This is a genomic window from Arthrobacter sp. FW306-1B-G06A (genome assembly GCF_058781765.1).
Genome location: NZ_JBYSXB010000033.1, coordinates 43,509 through 64,451, shown reverse-complemented (window position 1 = coordinate 64,451; position 20,943 = coordinate 43,509). Strand labels below are relative to the sequence as shown.

Below are 20,943 nucleotides of genomic sequence, written 5' to 3'. Positions count from 1 at the left end.
GTCCTCTACTTTCGGGCAGGTTTTTTAGGAAGCCGCAAGGTTCCCGCAAGCTTTTCTCGAAGTTTGGTTAAAGATTCAATCAAGTAGTTTTCGAGTGTTGGGCAGGCGGGGGTGCCTCAGCATCCAAGTAGTGGAAACGAGTAACGGCGCGAGCTGGCAGCTGATGCCCGCAAAATCGCTCCCCGTGGGCATTTGCTGCCTGCTCGCGCTAAGAAGGCAAGCGCAACCCGCTGCCGCCGTAAACGGGATAACTGTTGCGAAGTTCCCCACTGGCAGCCTCCGGCTAAGGACCGTGTCCCCTATACTGACACCTGAATACCTGTTCAGATGTTGGAGGCCCCGTGGCTGTTCGTGAAGCCGTCGATGAATGCGGTGTGAAACTTGTTGACCCGGACAAGGTCGAACTCGTCCGGGCGGCCCTGCCCTCGGATCACGACATTGCCGAGCTGGCGGACGTGTTCTCATTGCTGGGCGATCCGGGACGCTTACGGTTGCTGACGTCCCTGTTGGAGGGCGGCGAGCTGTGCGTATGCGACCTCGCAGCGACGACGGCGATGAGCGAGAGTGCAGTCAGTCATGCGTTGCGGCTTCTGCGCGCCCACCGGGTGGTTTCCGTTTCGAGGCGCGGCCGGATGGCCTACTACCGTCTGGATGATGCCCACGTGCGGATGCTGTTGGACTTGGGCCTGACCCACACAGGACATACCGTCGCCGTTCATCCCGAGCGCACGGCCAAGAAGGACAGCGGCCAATGAGCAACCACCACCATGACACGGCGGGCAACCCAGCCAAGCACCACAGCCACAGCCACAGCCACAGCCACGCGATAGCAGCGAACGCGGACCGGCGCTATCTGGTGATCGCGTTGGCGCTGATTGTCGGGTTCATGATCGTCGAGGTGATTGTCGCCATCCTTTCCGGCTCGCTTGCGCTGCTTTCGGACGCCGGGCACATGCTCACCGACGCCGGGGCGATCGCCGCCTCCCTGTGGGCGATCAACCTCGCGGCCCGTCCGGCGCGGGGAATCTGGACGTTCGGATTCAAGCGTGCCGAAATCCTCTCCGCGGCCGCCAACGGAATCACCTTGCTGGTCATCAGCGCCCTCGTGGCCGTGGAGGCAATCCACCGCCTCCTTGATCCGCCACCGGTTGAGGGCGGCCCTGTCCTCATCGTCGCGATCTTCGGCATCATCGTGAACCTCGTGGCGGTGTGGGTGCTGGCCAAAGCCAACCGGTCCAGCCTGAACGTTGAAGGATCCTTCCAGCACATCCTGACCGACCTCTACGGATTCATTGCGACGGCGGTCGCCGGGCTCGTCGTCCTGACCACCGGTTTTACCCGTGCGGACGCGATCGCTTCCCTCATTGTGGTGGCCCTGATGCTGCACGCCGCATGGGGACTGCTGCGGGACTCCGGGAGGATCCTCCTGGAAGGCGCACCCGAAGGTGTCGACCTGGACCAGGTCAGGGCGCACCTCCTCGAAACCGGGCACGTGCACGACGTCCACGACCTGCACGTCTGGACGGTCACCTCCGACCTTCCTGCCCTCTCCGCGCACGTCGTCCTGGATGAGAGCTGCTTCCACGATGGACACGCCCCGCTCATCCTTGACCAGTTGCAAAGCTGCTTGACCGGCCATTTCGACGTCGAACACTCCACCTTCCAGCTCGAACCCGCCGGCCACGCCGTGCACGAAACCGGAACCCACTGATGACAACAGTCCCGGAGGCCGCCTGGATCAAGGACGCCCGTATCGTCCGGCTGCTGTCTTGGTTCAGCCTGGCCTGGATGGTCCTGGAGGGAGCCCTCGGACTGCTTGCCGGCGGTACGGCAGGCTCCGTGTCACTGATCGGCTGGGCGCTCAGCTCCGCCGTCGAGGGCCTGGCGAGCATCATCGTAATCTGGCGGTTCACCGGCTCCCGCACAATGTCGGAAACCGCCGAAGGCCGCGCCCAAAAGGCCGTCGCCATCAGTTTCTGGCTCCTGGCGCCGTACATCGGAATCCAGTCGATCATCGATCTGGCCACGGGACACCGGGCCGGGAACAGCGTCCTGGGCATCGTGCTCACGGCGGCGAGCCTGCTCATCATGCCTGCCCTCGGCGTCGCCAAGCAGCGCCTTGGCGCCAGGCTGGATTCCGGGGCCACTGCCGGTGAAGGAACCCAGAACCTGCTCTGTGCCGCCACGGCCGCCGCTGTCCTGATCGGACTGGCCGGCAATGCGGTCTTCGCCGCGTGGTGGCTTGACCCCGTCATTGGCCTCATCATCGCCGCCGTGGCCGTCAAAGAAGGCCGCGAAGCGTGGAAGGGTGAAGACTGCTGCTAGCGCGCCCCAAGACAAAGGACACCCATGGCCAGCATTAACGACACAAGCGAAGTCCGCAAACTCTTGTTGCGCCGCGGTTTGCGGCTTGAATACGCGACCCTGGGCTGGAATGTGGTGGGCCTGGGCGTCCTGGCAGCCGCCGCCATTCAAGCCGGCTCCCCGGCGCTGGCCGGTTTCGGCCTGGATTCCCTGATCGAGATCTTCGCTTCGATCGTGGTGGTGTGGCAGCTCAAGGGTGCCCACAAAGAGCGCGAAGCCCCCGCGATGCGCCTGATAGGGATCGCCTTTGCCATTCTGGGCGCTTACCTGCTCATCCAGGTGGCCGTTGTGTTTGCCACCGGCGTCCGCCCCGCAACCTCGGGTCTGGGCATCGTCTGGACGGCCCTGACCTTCGTGGTGATGCTTGCCCTGGCGTGGGGCAAGATCCGCACCGGGCAGCGCTTGGGCAATCCCGTACTCCGCGCGGAAGGAAAGGTGACCCTCGTGGACGCCTACCTGGCCGGCGCGGTGCTGGCCGGGCTCGCGTTGAATGCCCTTTTCGGCTGGTGGTGGGCCGATCCCCTGGCTGGGGTCGTGATCATCTACTACGCCGCAGTTGAGGCCCGGCACGCCCTCAAACACAAGGGCACCCCGTGAATCACCTTGTCTACCGGGTGCACCAGTGAGCCGCACCAGCCCGGCCGGGACAATCCACGGGCCCACCCTTCCTCTCTATGCAGCGGGATTCGTGACCGCTTTCGGCGCCCACAGCATCGCCGCAGGAATGGGAGCCCAGAGCGGGAACATCGGCCTGAGCCTGCTGAACCTGGGCATCCTGCTGGCCGTTTACGACCTGGCCGAGGTGTTTCTCAAACCCGTCTTTGGTGTCCTCAGTGACCGGATTGGGCCCAAGCCGGTCATCGTCGGGGGCCTGCTGGCGTTCTCCGCGTTCTCGCTGGTGGGGTTGTGGGGCGCGGATCCGCTCCTGCTGGGCCTCGCCCGCCTGGGTCAGGGCGCATCCGCGGCGGCATTCTCCCCCGCCTCGTCGGCCACCGTGGCACGGCTGGCCGGCGGCAAGAACGCCGGGAAATTCTTTGGCCGCTATGGATCCTGGAAAAGCCTCGGCTATATCTTCGGCCCGCTCTTCGGAGCCGGACTGATCCAGGCCGGCGGCTTCGCCTTGCTCTTTGCGGCCCTGTCGGCCCTGGCGGCGGCCACGGCCATTTGGGTGGCTGTGAGCCTGCCACGGTTCGAACCGGTTCCCCGCGTCAGATACACCGTCCTGGACCTCGCCCGGCAGATCACCGAACGGCGTTTCCTCGTGCCCACGGCGGTGCTTGCTGCATCCACCGGCGCCCTTGGTGCCGCCATCGGCTTCCTGCCCGCCCTGGCGACCCGGCACGGACTTGATCCCGTCGCCGGGACGGCCGCAGTGAGCGTGCTGGCCATCTCTTCGGCCATCATCTCGCCTTGGGTCGGAACGCGCCGCGACGTGCAAGGGATCAGCGACGCAGCGGGGATGAGGGCCGGGCTGCTGCTCACCGCCGCGGGCATCGGAATCGTGGCCGCCGCACCGGGACCCATCACCTTGTTCATCGCCGCCCTGCTGATCGGGGCCGGGATCGGAACGACTACCCCGCTCGCGTTCGCCCATCTGGCCGACACCACACCCCACGAACGGATGGGCAGGACCATGGGTTCAGCCGAACTCGGCAGGGAACTCGGCGACGCGGGCGGACCGCTGATAGTCGGAAGCCTCGCCACCCTTGGCGGACTGCCGCTGGGCCTGGGCGCGATCGCGCTGCTCGTAGGCGCAGCAAGCGCACCGAGGCTCAATCGAACCTGACCTTCAAGCACACCCCTTAGTGGTGTGCTTGCGTCTCCTGGAGCCGCTTGATGAACCAGCGTGATTGCTCGGGTCCGTAGGGAAGCACCGGGATCGCTTTGGTAGCGTCCGACGGCGTGTCCCGGATCGACTGCCTAGCCTGACGTACCGCTGTGGACATGGTGTCTGCCATGGTCTTCACGAACTGGTCGCTGCAAGGCTTGCCGTGGCCGGGGATCAGGAACTCGTAGCGGTGGCGCAGCGCCGAGATGTGCCGCAGGACATCTGCCCAGTCTTCCGGGTAGGAGTCCTCGAACGACGGGTGCGCGCCTTGTTCCACGAGGTCACCGGCGAAAAGGGTGCTGGGCGTGCCTACCAGGAGGTCGCCGTCGGTGTGGCCGCGGCCCAGGTAGAACAGGGTGGCGGTGAGTCCGCCGAGGTCAACTAGGACGGGTTGATCCTTGACGATCGCGTTGGGAATGACGAGTTCGACGGCGTCGCCCCGGCCCGCGGCCATCTCCGGTTCGGTGGCGGCGACGAAGCGGCGCTGGTGGTCGCCGTCGTCGTCGATTGTCGCCGCACAGTTGACGTGCCCCCAAAACTCGGTGACGCCGTCGTCGGCAAAAACGGCGTTGCCGAAGTAGTGATCGTAGTGGGCGTGGGTGTTCACGACGACCAGCGGCAGCTGGGTCTTTTCGCGGACTGCGGCGAGGATCTGCCGGCCTTGGCGGGGGCCGCAACCGGTGTCGATCACCATGGCTCGTTCCGTACCTACAACGAGGCCCGTGTTTAGCAGGCACCCTTCGGTCTCCAACACGTAGTTGTTAGGGCCGACTTCGAGCCATGCTGACATTGTTTCTCCGTCTGATACGTTCCGGCAGTGTTCAGGCCTCGATTCTACCCACGTAGAGCTGGGAGGACCGGGAGGAAAGGCACAGTTGAGACCGGGCCGTTCGAAATCGGTCGATGCGCACTGAGAAGGCTTGAGGAGCAATGCGCGGGGAGCTACGCTATCGGGGTTGGCGATTGCTGCTTGTTAACTAGTTGCAGCTGGGTTCGGCCGCCTGCCTGGGGAGGACATGATCGTGTTACCGGATACTTCGGACGGTGAAAAGGCCAGTGTCGATTTGGGCGTCGACGGTCTTCTCCATTTGCGCTGGCGGCGCGGGGTCGCCATTGAGGTTGAGGATGCGCGGGCAGCCATGGCGAAAGTCAACGAGCTCTGCCAACAGGAGCAGCATCCCATGCTTGTAGACATGGCCACGGTCGCTTCCGTTAGCCGGGAGGCCCGGGGTGTGTGGTCCATTCCCTGCGGCGCTTCGCGCATCGCTTTGTTGGGCTCGTCGCCTGTTGACCGGGTCCTGGCGAACTTCTTCCTGGGAGTGCACGTCCCGCCGTGCCCCACCCGTTTCTTCACATCGCGCAGCGAGGCCCTGGACTGGCTTAATGCGGGTTCCTGAGCCCAGGATGTGCTTCTTGCTGCTGCCCGCTGAGAATACGTGACCTCGAGAGAGGGCGTTGAGGATCCGCGCCTGCAGCTATTGGTTGACGGCGTTGTCCGGTTGGCTGCCGGCGATCTGGACGCACGCATTGAGCCGTCGAAGCATCGTGACGACATTGACGCCGTCATCACCGGAGTCAACCTGCTCGCGGAGGAGCTGGGCCACATCCATGCGGATCTGGAGCAGCGGGTGGCCGCCCGCACGGCTATGTTGCGGCGAACGCAGGTTGAGCTGGAACAGATGGCCAAGACAGATGCCCTGACGGGCCTCGCGAACAGGACACTGCTTACCGAGCGGATCCAGCAAGCGACCCTGTCCAGCACGGACGGCGGAAAAGCCCCGGCCGTGTTGCTCCTGGATCTGGACTCCTTCAAGGCCATCAACGACATCCTGGGCCACAGCGCCGGTGACGCCGTGCTGGTGGAAGTTGCCAAACGGCTCCGCTCGGCCGTCAGGGAGCAGGACACTGTGGCCCGCCTGGGCGGGGATGAGTTTGCCATTCTCATTACCGGGGCCACGGAAGGGGAGATCCTTCGGATCGCGCACCGCGCATCGGAGTATCTGCAGGACAGCATGAGCATCGGAATAGAAACGGTCTGGGCGATGGCGAGCATCGGCGTTTGCATCGGCAAGCCCGGGGACCGGGCAGAGGCGCTGATGCGCGACGCCGATATTGCCATGTATCAGGCAAAGGCTCGGGGCCGGAATAATGTCCAACTCTTCCACCCGGACATGCTCGACGCCGTTCAGGAACGGTCGCGAATAACCGCCGAACTACGCACCGCTGTTGCCGGAGGCGAGTTGGGGCTGGTGTATCAGCCGGTGGTCGAGTTGGCTTCCAGCCGCGTCATCGGGGTGGAAGCCCTCCTCCGATGGCATCACCCTGTTCGCGGAACCATCATGCCGGGCAGCTTCATTGGCATCGCAGAAGAAACCGGCTTGATCTTTGAGCTGGGACGGTGGGTGCTGCATGAAGGTCTTGCCCAAATGAGCCGCTGGAGCCAAACAGACCCGGAGCTGACGGATTTCTGCCTGCACATCAATCTTTCCGCCGCCGAACTGCTTCGGACCGACTTGCTGGAGGACATCAAGGCCACGCTGGCCAAATATGGCGTGGATCCGCGGCGGTTGATCTTGGAGATCACCGAGACCGTCCTGATGTCGCGTGAAACCGTGCAGGAACAGGTCCTGAGCGGGCTACGGGAGCTCGGCGTGGGGCTGCAAATCGACGATTTCGGTACGGGCTATTCGTCAATCAGCTACCTCAGGTCGCTTCCGGCGGACACTGTGAAGGTCGATCAGTCCCTCATCAAGGACATGGAGCTGGACCCTCGGCAGCAAAAGTTCGTCTCCGCCATCCTGCAGCTGATTTTCGCTGCTGGGCTCAACGCAACCGTGGAAGGCATCGAAACCGCCGAGCAGGCGGCCCAGCTGGAGGCCATGGGTTGCCTCTACGGGCAAGGCTACTTCTTCGGCTATCCGGGGCCTCCCTCCGAAATACCGCGTCAACTCCGCCGGCCCGCACGGCGTCTGTAGAGTTAGCGCATGTCGAAGCTTTGGGACCAGATGTTGCTTGTCCCCACAGTAGTACGCCTCGCTTCCCGGGCACCGAGAAATCCGGACACCGCGTGGGAAGGATACTGGCGCGGAATCCGCACCACTGGCCGTTCCGGAGATGTGCTTTGGGACTCCGACTCCGCGGCCGAGCATGCGCAGTACTCCAACGCGATCGCGGCCCACTTTGATCCAGCTCTTCCGGTAGTTGACGTCGGGTGCGGCAACGGCACCCACACCCGCTGGCTTGCCGGCCTGTTTCCACGGGTTCTCGGAATCGACGTGTCCAACGGGGCGATCGAGATGGCGCGCAAGGAAGCGGAAGGCGTCCACAATGCCGACTTCATGGTTCTGGATGCGGCTTCGGCAGGTGCCGGAGAGGTCCTGTTGGAGCGGCTGGGGCCCGCCAACGTCTTTGTCCGCGGAGTCTTCCACGTCCTGAAACCCGGCAAGCAGGCCGCCATGGCCGCCAACCTGCGGACCGCCGTCGGGAACAGAGGCCGGGTGTTACTGGCCGAAACCAACTTCCGCGGAACTAGCCTCGGCTACCTGACCGAGCTCGGCGCCACCCGGCAAAGCATTCCCCTGCAACTGCGGCGCGCCTTGGAGAACCTTCCCAGGCCCGGGCATTTCGGTGCCGCGGAACGGCACCGCGCCTTTTCGGATGCCGACTGGCAGTTGATTGCGGACGGCCCGATGAACATCGAGGTGGTCCCGATGAACGCCGGCGGCCTTCCGCAGTGGGTTCCGGGATACTACGCACTCCTGGCCGGCGCGGAAAATTCCGGAACAGATCACAATCGGGTGTAACTGCGCCCAGGTGCGCAGCGCGGCGTTACATCCCTATGAAGATTTCATTTCAATCCGGGGCGACCGGATTGTTCGGCTGTAGTGTTTGCTTTGTTGCAGGTCCCGGGCTCAGCCGGAACTCAAGGCAAAGGAATGATTCATGTCGACGCGCAAACCGTCTGCTCGTGCATTGACCGATTCAGGGATGCCGGCTAGTCCGGAGGCTACGGAGCCACCCCTCGAGCAGTTGCGCGGGCTGCGCCTCCAGGTCCTGGAAATCATCGATGAAGTCTTAGGGGACTCTTCGCAAGCAACAGATGCGGTGCGCGAGGAACTTCGCCGGCACATTGCTGCCCACCCTGGGCGTCCGGAAGAGGCGCTGCTGGAACACTTGTCTTCACTCAGGTCGGAACAGCCGGCCCCGCAAAACGAGCCGGAGTCACAGGACAACCCGGCCGCCCAAGACGCGCCGGAGTCCGAGCACGCAATCAGCCAGCACCCAAGCAGCGCGCGTCTTGAGGCGGTGCTCCGCGACCACATGCTGATGACCGCTTTCCAGCCCGTATTCGACCTCAGTACGTCCACGGTGGTCGGCGCCGAGGCTTTGACCCGCTTCGTCAGCGACAGCGGAGACCCTGCCGATTACTGGTTCGCAGAGGCTGAGGACTCGGGGCTCCGAACGGATCTCGAATTCGCGGCGTTGGAGTCGGGGCTTGAGGCCGCGCTGAAGCTCCCGCCCCACCTTTTCGTGGCGTTGAAACTTTCCGACGAGGTCTGCCTGGACCCGCGCCTTCCTGGGCTTTTCGAGCAAACGCCGCTGGCTCCCGCGCGGGTGATCCTTGAAGTCTCCGGGAAGTTCCCCCAGGAGCAGGCCGCTTCGCTCGACGCCGCGGTGGCTCCGCTGCGCAGTGCTGGCGTGCGCTTGTCCATCGAAAACACGGGTTCCTTCTTCGCCGGGGCCAGCCATATCCTTCGGCTCAAGCCGGAAATGATCAAGCTGGAGCGGAATCTGACTGCGGGTCTCAACCAGGATTCCCTCCGGCAGGAACTCGTCGAGGCCGAGGTCGCGTTCGCGCGGGAGATCGGGGCGGCCTTGATTGCCCAACGCATCGAAACCAAGGACGAACTCGCCACTCTTGCGGATCTGGGAGTAACCCTCGGAGAGGGGTATCACCTTGGGCGGCCCTCGGTGCAGCCCAGCGAATGGGCAAAGTGGGGCGGGCGCTCCCGGCATCTCGCCTCCCCCGGCGGTCGCGGCAGAACCACTCGCAGCTGACGGTCGCGAACCCCCAAAAGGGCCGCCGCTTCGGATAACTCAGGCAGCTACAGGCCGATCCGGGCCTCGGTGTTGTTCTATCAACCAGGCCGCCATCTGCTGTGCGCGCTTTGACGCCAGGACGTCGCCTTCGGTGGCCGAAATGATGGAGCCCTTCATCAGGATGTGCCAAGAGCGTGCGAACTCTTCAGTCCGTTCCAGCCCGGCTTCCTCGGCCAGTTCCTGGATGTGTCCCCTGATCCTGGCGAGGTAGCCGATGCTGGCTTTCCCCAGCGGATGCTCACGGCCCATTTCGAGCAGGACGTTGATGAACGAGCACGCCTCAAAGTCCTCCCGCTGGAACCAGTCCCCGAAGACGTCGAAGATGGCGAGCAACTGCTCCTCGGCGGTGTCTCCCCGGCTCCGGGCATCGGAGATGATCAAGTCCACGGTCCAGATCTGGTCGCGAAGCGCGAGGAATGCAAGAACCAGATCGTCCTTGGACGGAAAGTGGCGGTAGAAGGTGGCCTTCGCCACCCCTGAACGCTCGATGAGCTGGTCGACGCCGACCGCGCGGATCCCGCGCCGCGAGAACAGTTCGTAGGCGGCGTCCAGGATTCGATCCACCGCGTCATCACGGGTGGTGGTTTGTCCGGCTGGCGATGAAGACGGACCGGGTGCTTCCGAGGCATCTGGCGTGCTCATGGTAAGAGCAATCTTACTCGTACCCCGCCAAGACAGACCGGTCTGTCAAAGCCCTTCTTGCGCCAACGCGGGGTCACTTACGGCCCATGTCGGGCAGCAACATGGGCCGTTAGTGACCCCGCGTTGGGTAGGATGCCTATTGCTTCTCTTGCGGCCTTCTGGTTCTCTGGCACTACCGGGCCGCCGCCGCGCTAAATCCGGTGTGGGCCGCGCCCCGGCTGAAGGGACGTGGGACTGCTATGACTTCTCTTTGGCTAGACGTGCGCGAGGCTTCCGCAACCGCGAGCCCCGATGAATTCACGCCAGGGAACACGTACGACGCCGTCGTGGTGGGCGCCGGAATCACGGGCCTGGCCACGGCCCTCATGCTGGCCCGGACCGGGAGCAGCGTGCTGGTCCTCGAGGCACGACATATCGGGGCGGTCAACACCGGCAACACCACGGCCAAGTTGAGCCTTTTGCAGGGCACCACGCTGTCCAGGCTCCGGAACCAGTATTCGGTGAACGTGGTCCGCGCCTACGTTGACGCGAACCGGGCAGGCCAGAAATGGCTGCTCGACTACCTCGAGGGCCGGGGTGCGCCGTTCCAGTACCGGGATGCTTACACCTTCGCCACCACACCCACCGGCGCGGAACACCTTGTCGCCGAGGCCAACGCTTCCCGGGCGTGCGGGCTCAACGTCAAGTCCACCCGCGAGACCGGGTTGCCGTTCGACGTCGACGCCGCCTTGCGGCTTGCGAAGCAGGCGCAGTTCAACCCCATGGACGTCCTGGATGCGCTGGCTGCGGATGTCCGGGCCGCCGGCGGCAGCATCGTGGAGGGTATCCGCGTCATGAACGTCCGCAACGGCGATCCCCTGACCGTGGTTACCAGGAAGGGCGAGGTCCGCGCCCGCTACGTGGTGCTCGCCACCGGGACACCCATCCTGAACCGCGGGCTCTACTTCGCGAAGCTGCGGCCTAACCGCTCGTACGCTGCCGCGCTGCGGCTGCCGGACGGCATGAGCCCTCCTCCCGGAATGTACCTTTCCGCCGAGCCGCCCACCCGCTCGCTGAGGGACTATCCAATGCCCGACGGCGGGACCTTGCTTTTGGTGGGCGGGTTCGGGCATGCGGGTGGCCGGGCGCCGTCGACGCAGGTGCACGTGAATGAGCTGCTCGGCTGGGCCCAACAGCACTATCCGGGCGCCGAGGTGACGCACACGTGGGCTGCCCAGGACTACCAGGCCGGGAACCTCATGCCGTTCTTCGGCCGGTTCCCCCGGGGCCACGGGAAGATCTTCTTCGGCACCGGCTACAACAAGTGGGGCATGACAAACGGTGTTGCGGCGGCGCTGGATATCACCGCCGATATCCGTGGCGAAAAGCTCGAGTGGGCCCGCATCATCCACCACCGGGTGACAGGTCCCCGCGGCGCAGCGTCGACGATTTCGCTCAACGTGGAGACCCAGCAGCAGAATTTCCGGGACAAGGCCGCCTTGAAGGAGAAACCGGCCATCACGGAGGAAACCCACCCCGCCGAGGGCACGGGCGTCACGGGACTGTTCCACGGGAAACCTGCGGCCATCTGCACGGTGGATGGCGTGGTGTGCAGGGTGTCGGCGGAATGCGCGCACCTGGGCGGGATCCTGCACTGGAACGACGCCGAAAAGTCCTGGGACTGCCCCCTGCATGGTTCCCGTTACTCTGCGGCAGGCAAGCTGCTGGAGGGGCCGGCGACGCACAATTTGTTCAAGCTGCAGTAGGGGGCTGCGCCCCTCAGCTTGGGTTGAGGCCTAAGCGTGCCGCCAACTAGCCTGGGCGGTTGAAGCGGTAAAAGGACGGCCCGAGTTCTCCCCTGTCGAGCGTTGAGGTCAGGGCGATGAGACTTTCCAGCGCGCCAGCGCGCCGCCGACGTGACCCCGCCCAATCACGTAATCCTCATGGATTCCACCTACTTATTCGAAGCAAGTACCGACGAAGAACACCTCTCGGGGGCTCCACGCCGACTATTCGCTGGGGCCCGCCGGCTCAAGGCCAACCGATTCGCCACCCGAATTTCGTTCGGCGTCGCGGCAATCATCGCAGCGACCGACGAATTGATGCGGGCAATCGGGCCGGCCATCGCCCTCCCCGCGGAGCAACGTAACTTTCATTCCGGCATCCTAGTCCCCCGCGCGGGCCGCCGGAAGGCTTCGCGGCCCGTGTCCTTCCGGGGGAACTGCGAGAGACCAACGAGGCGTAGATCGAGAAATCTAACCACAGCCGACTCGCTAATCCTCCTTTTGAAATGCAAATTTAAGAACTCACGTAAGACGAGTTTTGCTCGAAATTCCCTTCCAACAAAGGCAAAAAGACCGTATGATTTCTTGCAAGCTGCGGGTCTCAGGGGGCACCTATATGAATAGGAGCCTCAATTGCGACGTCTACATATTTTTGACGGGAACGCCCCCGGAACCGCGGCAGTCCAAACGCAATCCCCCTCGGGTGCGGTACGGATTACCGTTCCCGGCAAAAAGTCAGAGACGAGACCTGCCCAGCTTAAGGGCGTCCCGATCGGGCACTTTATTGGCGAAGGCGCACCACTTCTAACAACCGCCCTGTCCGGCGCGACAACGACCACCTACAGCACCCCACACGGCTCGCAAACGCTGATCACGGTCGAATCGGACAAAGCACTGCGCGATTACCGATTCCCATTAGCTCTCGCGGCCGGATCCACCGCAAAGGTGGAAGCTGACGGTTCGGTCCTCATTCGAGACGCCGCGGGAAGAGTCACAAGCACCTTTGTCTCTCCATGGGCATTCGACGCCGACGGCAAACCGGTGCCGACGACGTTCAGGATTGAGGACGATACCTTAGTTCAGCACATTGACTTCAATTCCTCGAACGCATTTCCCCTAACGGCCGATCCGAGTATTCAGTGGGTACCGTGGCCAGTCCTCGCTCTCACCGGCGCCGAGTTGCAGGTGCTAGCGGGACTCTCGGCCGCGGTGTTCGTCGGTGGAACGTGGGTAGGCTGCACATTCAGCAAGCTAACCGGATGGATCGCAACGGTCGTGAATCTGATTTGTAGGGTGAGCGGTGTTAGCGGAGCCATATCGGCCATCGGTATCATCAGTGGCGCGTTCAGGGGCGCCAGGCTGGTTGCCACAAAGTGCTATGGAATCAACCTTTCTAAACCGTCCGCTCCGCTCCGGGATATGCCTGGTCGAGACTGCGGCTTCTGAGAGAAGGCAATCGTGAAATGGTACTCGTGCGCGCATGCGCCGATGTTTGGAGCATCCTTGGCGCCCCTTTTTATGACCAATTGGGACCTGTGGCTTCAAATCCTCTTGCCATCTCTGGTCCTGGTTTCCTACGTGATCAATGAAGTAGTACTTCACCGGAGGAAGAAGGCCGCGCGTGCGCGCGCAGCCGAGCTGGATCACGCCGACCCTATGGTGCACGCTTACCGCGAGCCGGATTCGTGAATTCTGGTGAGATCTACTAGGACAGGGGTTTCAAATTGACCGCGAACGTAAATGGTACCGAAAGCGGCATCCGGTTTTCCCGACTGTGCGTAATTGTCGGGGTCATTGGGGGCGTCCTGACAGTCCTTCACCCGCTTCTGGGGGCTGCGCTGTCCGTGCTTGCGTTGGTGTGGGCTATTGCCGGTCAGCGCAGCACCGGTCAGCCGCGTACCGCATAGCACTCTTAGTCAGTCTGGCCGCTCTGGTGATGAACATTGCAAACACCACATATTTTTGCGCACGTAAGAAACCGGCTACTCATTATTGGCGTGATAGTTTGCGCGGGCGGGGTTCTGGGTGGATGGACTATGGGACACAGTAACCGGTAGTCCATCCTGTCGAATGGTGTGGCCGGCCAGTCGGTTTGGCCGGCCACAGACTTGGCTGCTCCGAAAGCAAAGTCTCACGCCCGGTATCTCAGGGGGCTGACGTATCGGGCGCACCATCCGGGGGCGGCTACCCCACTCCGGGGGCGGCTAACCCACAACGAACGCTATCGTCGAAAAGGACCGATAGGTGGCCGTTTGCTCGAATTTGAGTGGTAATCCCTGCGAATTTGAGTGGTGATCGCTGCGAAATTGAGTGGTCAGCCGCGCTACCCCGGAGCAGGCGGGCAGCCAAACCGGTCGCAATAACCGAACCCCTGGAGGCGAGCGCAAATTCACCGGGGCTATCCTCGCGGCATGGGGAACTACAGCACGGGATATCTGGCCAGGGATGAACGGCGCGAGCGTCGGAGAAGGTTTCAGCGGAAGCTGTCCTACGTTGGATTGGCTATTTTGGGCGCCGCCACAATCTTCGTAGTCACGATCGCCCTCCGCCACTGAGGCCGAAGCCTGAGGCGAGCACTCCGGCAGGCGGCGTCGCGAAACACAACGCAAGCGCCGCCGTCGTGATCTGTCCTGAGCCGTAACAACTGGCTGCTGCCGGTGAATCACTCGGTGTGCTCGGATACCCTTCAACCATGGGGGCTATGGGGTGGGTTCGGCGGGTGCTGGTTGTCGAAGATCAGCCGTTCATGCGCGGGCTTGTTGCCGAGGCTTTGAGGGGCGCGGAATTCGACGTGCATGACTGTGCCTCCGCGTCAGAGGCCATATCCATGTTCGCCGCCGTCGATCCCGATGTTCTTGTGACTGACATCGACCTGGGAACCCGGCCCAACGGCGTCGAACTGGCGCACGTGGTGAAGTCGCTCTCCCCGGGGTGCGCCATCGTTTTCCTGACCAACTATCCGTCGGAAGCTCCCTTTTCCGAGTTGCCGGCGGGATCAACGTTCGTCAACAAGTCGTCCCTTGACTCCGTGGACGGCCTCATCAGCGCGGTGAACTCGACCCTGGTGGAGCTTCCCGTGACCGTGACTCCCCCTGTGGCGTCGGGCGCAGCGAAGCTCGGCGCGCTGACCCGCGTACAGCTGGATATCCTGCGCTTGATCGCGGAGGGATGGTCGAACGCTGAAATCGCCAAACAACGGGGAAGCAGCATGCGCTCCGTGGAGAAGGCCGTCTCGCGCACGTTCGAGGCCCTTGGCCTGAACCGGAATCCGGACGTCAATCCGCGGGTTGCCGCGGCCACGCTGTACTCCCGCACGTTTGGGTTGCCGGCCCCTGCCGATAGCAATCAATGAGCGGCCGCTCCCCTGCGCTCTGGGCCCGGGGTATCGGCAGTAACAATGCCTTGAGCTTCTGGTCGTGGCTTCTGACCTTGCCCTTGGCGCTGACAGTCATGAATATGTTTGCCGGGTCGGTCACGCTCGCTGGGACGGGATCGGTCCCGCTGGCTGAGGAAAGTTCCGGCACGGCCGTCGTGTTTCTTGTGCACGTGGTGCTTGGCCTTTTGGGGATACTCCTTCGCCCTTTGATCTCGGCTCGCCCGAGCCTCAAAGGCAGAATTACGACGGCGTTCGGCACCTTCGCGTTCCTGGGCGCCTGCCGCCCGCTCCTGGTGGCTTGGTCTGCGCGGACCCTGAATATCGCGGATCTGAGTGAAGATCTCTGGGCCCGCGTCCTCATCAATATCGGCGCGGCACTGGTCTTCCTCTCGGCGATCGCGATGCTGACGGACTCCATCCGCGGGCATGCCTTGCTTGAACGCCGGCTCCGCGCTGCCCAGGCTGCGATCGAGGCGCAGCTCGGATTCGATGAGCATCGCTTGCGCTCGATCCGTTCCGACTATGTCGCCGAACTCTCCAAGCGCCTTGACACGGTCCTCTCTGCCCGGATGAGCGCAACCCTCGACCGGTCCGAGGCCTCACGCCTGCTGCGGACCATCTCCGATGAAGTCGTCCGCCCGATGAGCCACCAACTCTTCCACGACCACACCCCATTGCTCCCTGAGGCACCCCCTCCGCGGCCGCCTTCCCGCGCAGAACCCGCCGAGGGACTCACGCATTTGATCCGGGCAGTGCCGCTCGCATTGCCTGTGCTGCTCTTCGAATCGCTCATCGCTGTGCGCGTGCTAGCGGAATACGGCCTCCTCTTCCTGCTGGTTCAGTGGGTTGTGGGCGGAACCATCCTGCTTGTCGGGAACGCGGCAACCGCCCGGACGGTACGGAGGATCGCCAGTCCCCTGCGGCGAATTTCCGCCATGACCCTTTGCTACGCGGGCACGTCCGCACTTGGCGCGTCGGTGACCTGCCTCCTACAGGAGGCGTTCGGCTATGCCCAGTTCTTCTACTGGTCCGCCCTCTGGGCCTATCCGCTGACTGCGCTCACCGTGGCGGTTCTTCGAGCCGCCGAACGCCAACGACGGCGGCACGAAGTCAGGCTGGCACGCTCGCTCAACGAGCTACTCAAGCTAGCGGACCGCGCGCACCAAAAGCTGCTTCACACCCGCCGGAGCGTCGCCAGGGTCCTGCACACCAAGCTCCAGGGAAGCCTGGTTTCGAGCGCCCTCGCCCTGGACGGCTCCAGAGAGAACGATGCGGACGAGGATCTGCCCCCGCAGGACGTCAGGGACATCCTGGCGAGCGCCGTGGCTGCTGCGCAGAGTGAGATCTTGGAGGACTCGGCCGGACAGTCGGTGCGCGGAGCGTCCAGTATCCGGGACCTGCTGAGTACCTGGGGGCGCGTGCTGAAGCTGGGGTGCGACATTGACCCCGTTGTGTGGGTGCTGTGCGACGAGGACCCCGCCCGGGCTGAGGCCGTCATCGAAGTGCTCTCGGAGGGATTCACGAACGCCATCCGCCACGGTGAGCGAAACAATGTCCGGGTCACGATATCGGCCGGCGAGCCGCACCTGGGGCGCGCAGTTGCGGGCACCGGAGCCATTCACATAAGCATCAGTTCCCCCGGCCGGCTCCGAGGACCGATCCGCCCCAGCCTCGGGATGACGACGCTTCAGGCCCTGTCCAAGGAAGTGACACTCAGCGGGGATGGCGAGAAAGTCGTCCTCCGGGTGGTCCTTCAATGAGTCAGCCGATGGGTCTTGGGGTTAGCAGATAGTAGTCTTAGATCCAGTGCAGCGCTGCCGCCCACATCCCGCATTGGTCAGAGGACGGTATGACTCTTCTCCGCGATCACGAAATACAGGCAAAACCGCCTACCCGAAAGAAGCGTCTGTTCTTTCGCTCGTTTGCTGTCATCGCAGCCTTGGCGATTTTCTGGGCCGTTGCCGGCATCTTTCTGTACGTAGCCCCGCCATCTGACGAACCGAAGCACGCGGATGTGTTGTTCGTGCTCGGGCCCCCGGACCAACGCATGGTCTATGCCGAACAGCTAATGCAGCAGGGGTACGCGCCAACCATTGCTGTCTCAAGCCCGGTGGGCAGAGACGGCAGATTCGAAGCGGCGATATGTGGCGATCACCGCTCGTACCGGATCATCTGCTTCAACCCCGATCCGTTCACTACCCAAGGCGAAGCGCGGGCACTAAAAGACCTCTCGGATCAATATGGCTGGAAGAGCGCTGACGTCCTGACCGCCCAGTTCCACGTGACAAGGGCCCGAGTGATCGTAAGCCGCTGCTATTCAGGAAACCTGCATATGGTCGCTGACAGGATGGATGTGCCGGTGGTTTCCTTGACTGACCCAACGTATTCCTGGGCATACCAGTACCTCTACCAGACGGCGGCCTTCGTCAAGGTTGCGATCCACCCGGACTGCTGAGTCAAACAGGAACGTCAGGCTGGGCGCAGGATTTTCCAGTGCATTCTCTGGAAGGAAAGTAATTCCTCCAGCCTGTTTATAAAGTAACTCGAATAATAGCGCCGAGGTCCCATCCACAAGGAGATTGCGCGACCGCCCGGTTCTCGCTGGCGATTACCAGTTGCTCTCCATAAGATTTGCGCAATTTTAGTAAGTCGCCTTAGTAACCAAAACCCCGAACGTAGAGTACTTGATTCATAAGGAAATTCAAACCTTACAAGCCCAACCCCTGCACGGGGCATCTCCGCAGACACGGCTCTTTCGACATATTCCCACGTCAGACCGTATTTTCAATTTCGAGGGCCAGCCATGCAGCTGCGCTATCGCACGCCAAGTTTCGGCAAATAGCGTGTGGTTCCGCCGCTCCTGCCGCGAGTGTTCAGATTAATCGCATCGAATGAAATACGTAGCCCAGCCCGCAAAAGCGAGTATGGAAGGTAAAAAAGGCGTAATAGCTACTGTGGTTAGGGGAATCCCGCGCACTTAGCGTTTGGACATGTCGATCTACCTGTAGGAATGCGTACTACCTCGGGGCTTCTTCAAGCTCCCGTCCACCTGCGCTGCTCTTCCTGGTCGGTCAACGGTCTCCTATTAACACCATCTGGGATTGTGATCAGTCATGTACAAGGAATCTGAGGAACGAGGTGCGCCGCTGAGGGGTGGCGCAAGTGTCAAACGCCGCGGCCTATTCAAGCTTGGAGCGCTGGCAACTGCTATGACGGGCGCCTTCGCAGCGTCAAGCTTCGAGGCTTGCCCTGCCCAAGCTGCCGCCGATCTGGCATCGACCGGACCAAGCGCGAGCGATCTGTCGACGACGTATGTCACTCAGACTTCACTAGCTGCCAGCCTGACACGAATGGTGGCCAAGGATGAACTGATCGTGAACGTAAAGGACCACGGGGCAGTTGGTGACGCGGTTCGAAATGCATCGGGAGGTTCAATCTCATCCGGTTCGAGCACCTTCTTCGGCGGCGGCTTCGCAGCCAGCGATGTTGGAAAGTTTTTCGCGGCCGTTGGCGCCGGACCGAATGGCACCACGTTGATGACCGTCATCGCGGCCTACGTGAGTGCAGGCACCGTCACTTTGGGGACTCCGGCCTCGACGACCGTCACGAACGCACCCTACCTCTACGGCACGGATGATACCGACGCGATCCAGAAGGTACTTGATGGAGTCAATGATGACTCTTACACGCAGGTCTTCTTCCCTAGAGGGAGCTATCTCACTGGGGGCTTGCTGTTAAAAAACAACACACAACTGCTTGGCGCGGGGCGCGGCGCGTGGGCTTATGAGTTCTACCAGCGCACAACCCGTCTCATCGCGAAGCCGGATATGACCACGCCAGGCCTCATCAATGACTCGGCCGGCGGACCCGTGGGAAATGTCCGTATAGCCGACATGATGCTCGACGGCGCGCGAGCCTTCCAGGCTAATGCGCATTCAGGAATATACATGGCAGATTCCAAAATCAGCGCCGATTCCTTCTGGAGTATTGAGCGAGTCTACGTTGGATTCTTTAGCGGCGACGGAGCCTACTTCGGAGGCTTCCGACGCGCAAACCGCGTCAACGATTGCCACTTTTGGCGGTGCGCAGGCAACGGAGTACGCCTCGACGGCACCGATAATAGTTTCGTGCAAACGGTTTTCGCCCAGAATGGCGCGGACGGGATCCTCCTAAACCAAGGGGCCAACCACTTCTTCGGCTGCGACATATTCTCCAACGGCGGCAATGGCGCTCGGATCGTTCCATTCGGGCGAATGAATCAGTTCACCAATTGCTTCTTTGACACAAACTACAAATGTGGTGTCTACAACGAGGCCAAGAATCTCTCGTTGACCCAGTGCAGGTTCACCTCCAACAGCCAGAGCGCGGACGGACTCTACCCCGACATTGATATCGTTGGTGGCCCCCCGGGATGCTCGCTTATTAATCCGACGTTTTACGCAGGTGCCGGTCTAACCAACCTGCCTCATTCGGGAATCCGGGCGGCAGGAAACGGCGTGTCGAATCTTGTTTATGTGACTGGCTTCAGCCATGACCCTGGTGTCGCCACTTGGCGGTCAGGCTCCTATGTTGAGGTGTCCGTCGGGATGCTTCACAAAGGATTCGCTTTTTCTGACGGTTCAGTGCTGACCACTGGGTCCTCAAGCGGAACTAAATTGGGGGCAAATGCCACCAATAAGCTTGCCTTCTTCGGCGCTATTCCGATTGTTCGTCCCACGATTGGGGCGCCTGCTTCGGACGCAGCAACAACACAAGCGTTGGTCAATGACCTCCGAACAAAACTCATAGCGCTCGGCCTCATAGGTTAAACCCGTCGCCAGTACTCTTCAAAGTTTGGCGCGACGACCACGTTTTTGAAACTCATGCCTGAAATACTGATCCACGGCGACCGTCTGCGAGTCGGCGACATATCGAAGGAACCTGGCAGCCGATTCGACGCTGAGGTTAGCTGAGCCTGATACGTTCCAGGATCAGGTCAGCGATAGCGCGGTGGCCTTTGTCATTGGGGTGGAAATTATCGGAAGGACCGAGCCATGTTGCCGTCCCCTTGGGCCCAAAAGTGTCCTTCATTTCGTAAATGTCAGTCAGATCAACGTATTTGCCGCCGGTGGCCTCACATATCTTCTGGATTTCGAAGTCGTAAGGGTCCGTGATGGTCTGCCCGCGTCCACCCCATGCGCCAACGCAGATTATCTGCACCCCAACGGACCGCCTTACGTTATTGACCAGCGCCACATAGTCCTTGTGGAACTGATCGATAGGGGTTCTCGATGCGACGTCAGCGGTCCCCATGTCGTTGGTTCCAAGTTCAAGGATGGCCAGGTCAACACCCGAGTTCGGGACGTCCTGAACATTTCCGACCTTGAACAACGCCTGCGGGTCGGCCTTGGTTGCGCGCTGCTCAAGGATTTGTCCGTGCTTGCGGAGTTCAGCGTTCACAAGGAGACGGTACCCGTTCGCCTCGGTGCTGGCGAAGAGGCTATAGCTCAAGGAATCAGCAGCATAAAAGACCGACAGTGGCCTGTCCTTGGGAAATGAAAGCTTGATGATCTTGGCCTCAGATGCAGCATCAGCTTCTGCCTTCATATCTGCCTTCACCTTGGCTGAGAATGCGTCAGCCTTCGCTTGGACACTAGGGTCCTCCTTGGGCGCGCCATTGCATCCAGTAACAACTAGCGCAATGGCCAGCATCGTTGCAGATTTCCCCCAAAGTTTCATGGTTCGATTCTAGGGGACCGGCATGACCTGCTAAGTCGCACTATCTAGTATGCCCGCGCATCAGACCCAGTAATCGTTCCAACCAGTCGACCAAGTCGAGTTTGAGTGAATCCGGCACACGGGCGCGACTTCCAGCAATTCTCTGAGCAGCC

18 protein-coding genes are annotated in these 20,943 nt (G+C 62.1%); 15 read left to right on the top strand and 3 right to left on the bottom strand.

Annotation, left to right across the window (positions count from 1 at the left end; all coding sequences use genetic code 11):
- Window positions 1-341: 341 nt before the first annotated feature.
- Genes AC3WJM_RS16875 through AC3WJM_RS16855 form a run of 5 tightly spaced genes read left to right on the top strand, consistent with a single transcriptional unit; the run spans window position 342 to window position 4,150 of the window.
- Entirely contained in the window at window positions 342-755 is a 414-nt protein-coding gene (locus AC3WJM_RS16875) for an ArsR/SmtB family transcription factor (RefSeq protein WP_284989968.1), read from the top strand.
- Window positions 752-1,711 carry a cation diffusion facilitator family transporter gene (locus AC3WJM_RS16870; RefSeq protein WP_492272451.1) on the top strand — a complete coding sequence of 320 codons (960 nt, stop codon included), beginning with the start codon at window positions 752-754 and terminating at the stop codon, window positions 1,709-1,711. Before AC3WJM_RS16875 ends, AC3WJM_RS16870 begins: the two co-directional genes overlap by 4 nt.
- Window positions 1,711-2,325, top strand: coding sequence for a cation diffusion facilitator family transporter (locus tag AC3WJM_RS16865; protein WP_492272450.1), 615 nt, complete (start codon window positions 1,711-1,713; stop codon window positions 2,323-2,325). Before AC3WJM_RS16870 ends, AC3WJM_RS16865 begins: the two co-directional genes overlap by 1 nt.
- Window positions 2,326-2,349: 24 nt before the next feature.
- Window positions 2,350-2,961 carry a cation efflux transmembrane domain-containing protein gene (locus tag AC3WJM_RS16860; protein WP_492272449.1) on the top strand — a complete coding sequence of 204 codons (612 nt, stop codon included), beginning with the start codon at window positions 2,350-2,352 and terminating at the stop codon, window positions 2,959-2,961.
- A 25-nt stretch (window positions 2,962-2,986) separates the two neighbouring features.
- A complete protein-coding gene (locus AC3WJM_RS16855; protein WP_492272448.1) occupies window positions 2,987-4,150 on the top strand; it encodes an MFS transporter in 1,164 nt (387 codons plus the stop codon).
- 16 nt (window positions 4,151-4,166) lie between these two features.
- Here the strand turns inward: AC3WJM_RS16855 and AC3WJM_RS16850 are convergent, their stop codons facing one another.
- Entirely contained in the window at window positions 4,167-4,982 is an 816-nt protein-coding gene (locus AC3WJM_RS16850; RefSeq protein ID WP_306959078.1) for an MBL fold metallo-hydrolase, read from the bottom strand.
- 232 nt (window positions 4,983-5,214) lie between these two features.
- Here AC3WJM_RS16850 and AC3WJM_RS16845 point away from each other — a divergent pair, with 232 nt between their 5' ends.
- The 4 genes from AC3WJM_RS16845 to AC3WJM_RS16830 all read left to right on the top strand — a co-directional run bounded on the left by AC3WJM_RS16845 (window position 5,215) and on the right by AC3WJM_RS16830 (window position 9,250).
- Window positions 5,215-5,589, top strand: a complete 375-nt coding sequence (locus AC3WJM_RS16845) for a DUF7793 family protein (protein ID WP_253257089.1) — start codon at window positions 5,215-5,217, stop codon at window positions 5,587-5,589.
- Between the two features lie 39 nt (window positions 5,590-5,628).
- Window positions 5,629-7,167 carry a putative bifunctional diguanylate cyclase/phosphodiesterase gene (locus AC3WJM_RS16840; protein ID WP_059387207.1) on the top strand — a complete coding sequence of 513 codons (1,539 nt, stop codon included), beginning with the start codon at window positions 5,629-5,631 and terminating at the stop codon, window positions 7,165-7,167.
- 9 nt (window positions 7,168-7,176) lie between these two features.
- Complete coding sequence (locus AC3WJM_RS16835; protein WP_492272447.1) at window positions 7,177-7,995, top strand: class I SAM-dependent methyltransferase; 819 nt, start codon at window positions 7,177-7,179, stop codon at window positions 7,993-7,995.
- Between the two features lie 139 nt (window positions 7,996-8,134).
- The gene (locus AC3WJM_RS16830; protein ID WP_492272446.1) at window positions 8,135-9,250 is read left to right on the top strand and encodes an EAL domain-containing protein; all 1,116 of its coding nucleotides are present in this window, start codon (window positions 8,135-8,137) and stop codon (window positions 9,248-9,250) included.
- Window positions 9,251-9,289: 39 nt separating this feature from the next.
- Here AC3WJM_RS16830 and AC3WJM_RS16825 read toward each other — a convergent pair whose 3' ends face one another.
- Window positions 9,290-9,934 (bottom strand): TetR/AcrR family transcriptional regulator, encoded by a 645-nt coding sequence (locus AC3WJM_RS16825; protein ID WP_284989977.1) that lies wholly within the window; start codon window positions 9,932-9,934, stop codon window positions 9,290-9,292.
- A gap of 239 nt (window positions 9,935-10,173) precedes the next feature.
- On the opposite strand from AC3WJM_RS16825, the gene AC3WJM_RS16820 reads away from it, so the two are divergent.
- The 6 genes from AC3WJM_RS16820 to AC3WJM_RS16795 all read left to right on the top strand — a co-directional run bounded on the left by AC3WJM_RS16820 (window position 10,174) and on the right by AC3WJM_RS16795 (window position 19,881).
- A complete protein-coding gene (locus AC3WJM_RS16820; protein ID WP_492272445.1) occupies window positions 10,174-11,679 on the top strand; it encodes an FAD-dependent oxidoreductase in 1,506 nt (501 codons plus the stop codon).
- A 1,536-nt stretch (window positions 11,680-13,215) separates the two neighbouring features.
- Window positions 13,216-13,386 (top strand): hypothetical protein, encoded by a 171-nt coding sequence (locus tag AC3WJM_RS16815; protein ID WP_307053644.1) that lies wholly within the window; start codon window positions 13,216-13,218, stop codon window positions 13,384-13,386.
- A gap of 1,030 nt (window positions 13,387-14,416) precedes the next feature.
- Window positions 14,417-15,049, top strand: a complete 633-nt coding sequence (locus tag AC3WJM_RS16810) for a response regulator (RefSeq protein WP_492272444.1) — start codon at window positions 14,417-14,419, stop codon at window positions 15,047-15,049.
- Window positions 15,046-16,833, top strand: a complete 1,788-nt coding sequence (locus AC3WJM_RS16805) for a sensor histidine kinase (protein WP_492272443.1) — start codon at window positions 15,046-15,048, stop codon at window positions 16,831-16,833. Before AC3WJM_RS16810 ends, AC3WJM_RS16805 begins: the two co-directional genes overlap by 4 nt.
- Window positions 16,834-16,922: 89 nt before the next feature.
- Window positions 16,923-17,528 carry a YdcF family protein gene (locus AC3WJM_RS16800; protein ID WP_492272442.1) on the top strand — a complete coding sequence of 202 codons (606 nt, stop codon included), beginning with the start codon at window positions 16,923-16,925 and terminating at the stop codon, window positions 17,526-17,528.
- A gap of 658 nt (window positions 17,529-18,186) precedes the next feature.
- A complete protein-coding gene (locus AC3WJM_RS16795; RefSeq protein ID WP_492272441.1) occupies window positions 18,187-19,881 on the top strand; it encodes a right-handed parallel beta-helix repeat-containing protein in 1,695 nt (564 codons plus the stop codon).
- A gap of 136 nt (window positions 19,882-20,017) precedes the next feature.
- Here the strand turns inward: AC3WJM_RS16795 and AC3WJM_RS16790 are convergent, their stop codons facing one another.
- Window positions 20,018-20,791, bottom strand: a complete 774-nt coding sequence (locus AC3WJM_RS16790) for an SGNH/GDSL hydrolase family protein (RefSeq protein WP_492272440.1) — start codon at window positions 20,789-20,791, stop codon at window positions 20,018-20,020.
- Window positions 20,792-20,943: the final 152 nt, after the last annotated feature.

What these genes read in the sequence shown, in the direction of transcription:
- AC3WJM_RS16790 (WP_492272440.1), bottom strand. Translation starts at nt 20,791, where the DNA reads ATGAAACTTTGGGGGAAATCTGCAACGATGCTGGCCATTGCGCTAGTT.
- AC3WJM_RS16800 (WP_492272442.1), top strand. Translation starts at nt 16,923, where the DNA reads ATGACTCTTCTCCGCGATCACGAAATACAGGCAAAACCGCCTACCCGA.
- AC3WJM_RS16860 (WP_492272449.1), top strand. Translation starts at nt 2,350, where the DNA reads ATGGCCAGCATTAACGACACAAGCGAAGTCCGCAAACTCTTGTTGCGC.
- AC3WJM_RS16870 (WP_492272451.1), top strand. Translation starts at nt 752, where the DNA reads ATGAGCAACCACCACCATGACACGGCGGGCAACCCAGCCAAGCACCAC.
- AC3WJM_RS16835 (WP_492272447.1), top strand. Translation starts at nt 7,177, where the DNA reads ATGTCGAAGCTTTGGGACCAGATGTTGCTTGTCCCCACAGTAGTACGC.
- AC3WJM_RS16825 (WP_284989977.1), bottom strand. Translation starts at nt 9,934, where the DNA reads ATGAGCACGCCAGATGCCTCGGAAGCACCCGGTCCGTCTTCATCGCCA.
- AC3WJM_RS16850 (WP_306959078.1), bottom strand. Translation starts at nt 4,982, where the DNA reads ATGTCAGCATGGCTCGAAGTCGGCCCTAACAACTACGTGTTGGAGACC.
- AC3WJM_RS16865 (WP_492272450.1), top strand. Translation starts at nt 1,711, where the DNA reads ATGACAACAGTCCCGGAGGCCGCCTGGATCAAGGACGCCCGTATCGTC.
- AC3WJM_RS16805 (WP_492272443.1), top strand. Translation starts at nt 15,046, where the DNA reads ATGAGCGGCCGCTCCCCTGCGCTCTGGGCCCGGGGTATCGGCAGTAAC.
- AC3WJM_RS16795 (WP_492272441.1), top strand. Translation starts at nt 18,187, where the DNA reads ATGTACAAGGAATCTGAGGAACGAGGTGCGCCGCTGAGGGGTGGCGCA.
- AC3WJM_RS16820 (WP_492272445.1), top strand. Translation starts at nt 10,174, where the DNA reads ATGACTTCTCTTTGGCTAGACGTGCGCGAGGCTTCCGCAACCGCGAGC.
- AC3WJM_RS16815 (WP_307053644.1), top strand. Translation starts at nt 13,216, where the DNA reads ATGACCAATTGGGACCTGTGGCTTCAAATCCTCTTGCCATCTCTGGTC.
- AC3WJM_RS16830 (WP_492272446.1), top strand. Translation starts at nt 8,135, where the DNA reads ATGTCGACGCGCAAACCGTCTGCTCGTGCATTGACCGATTCAGGGATG.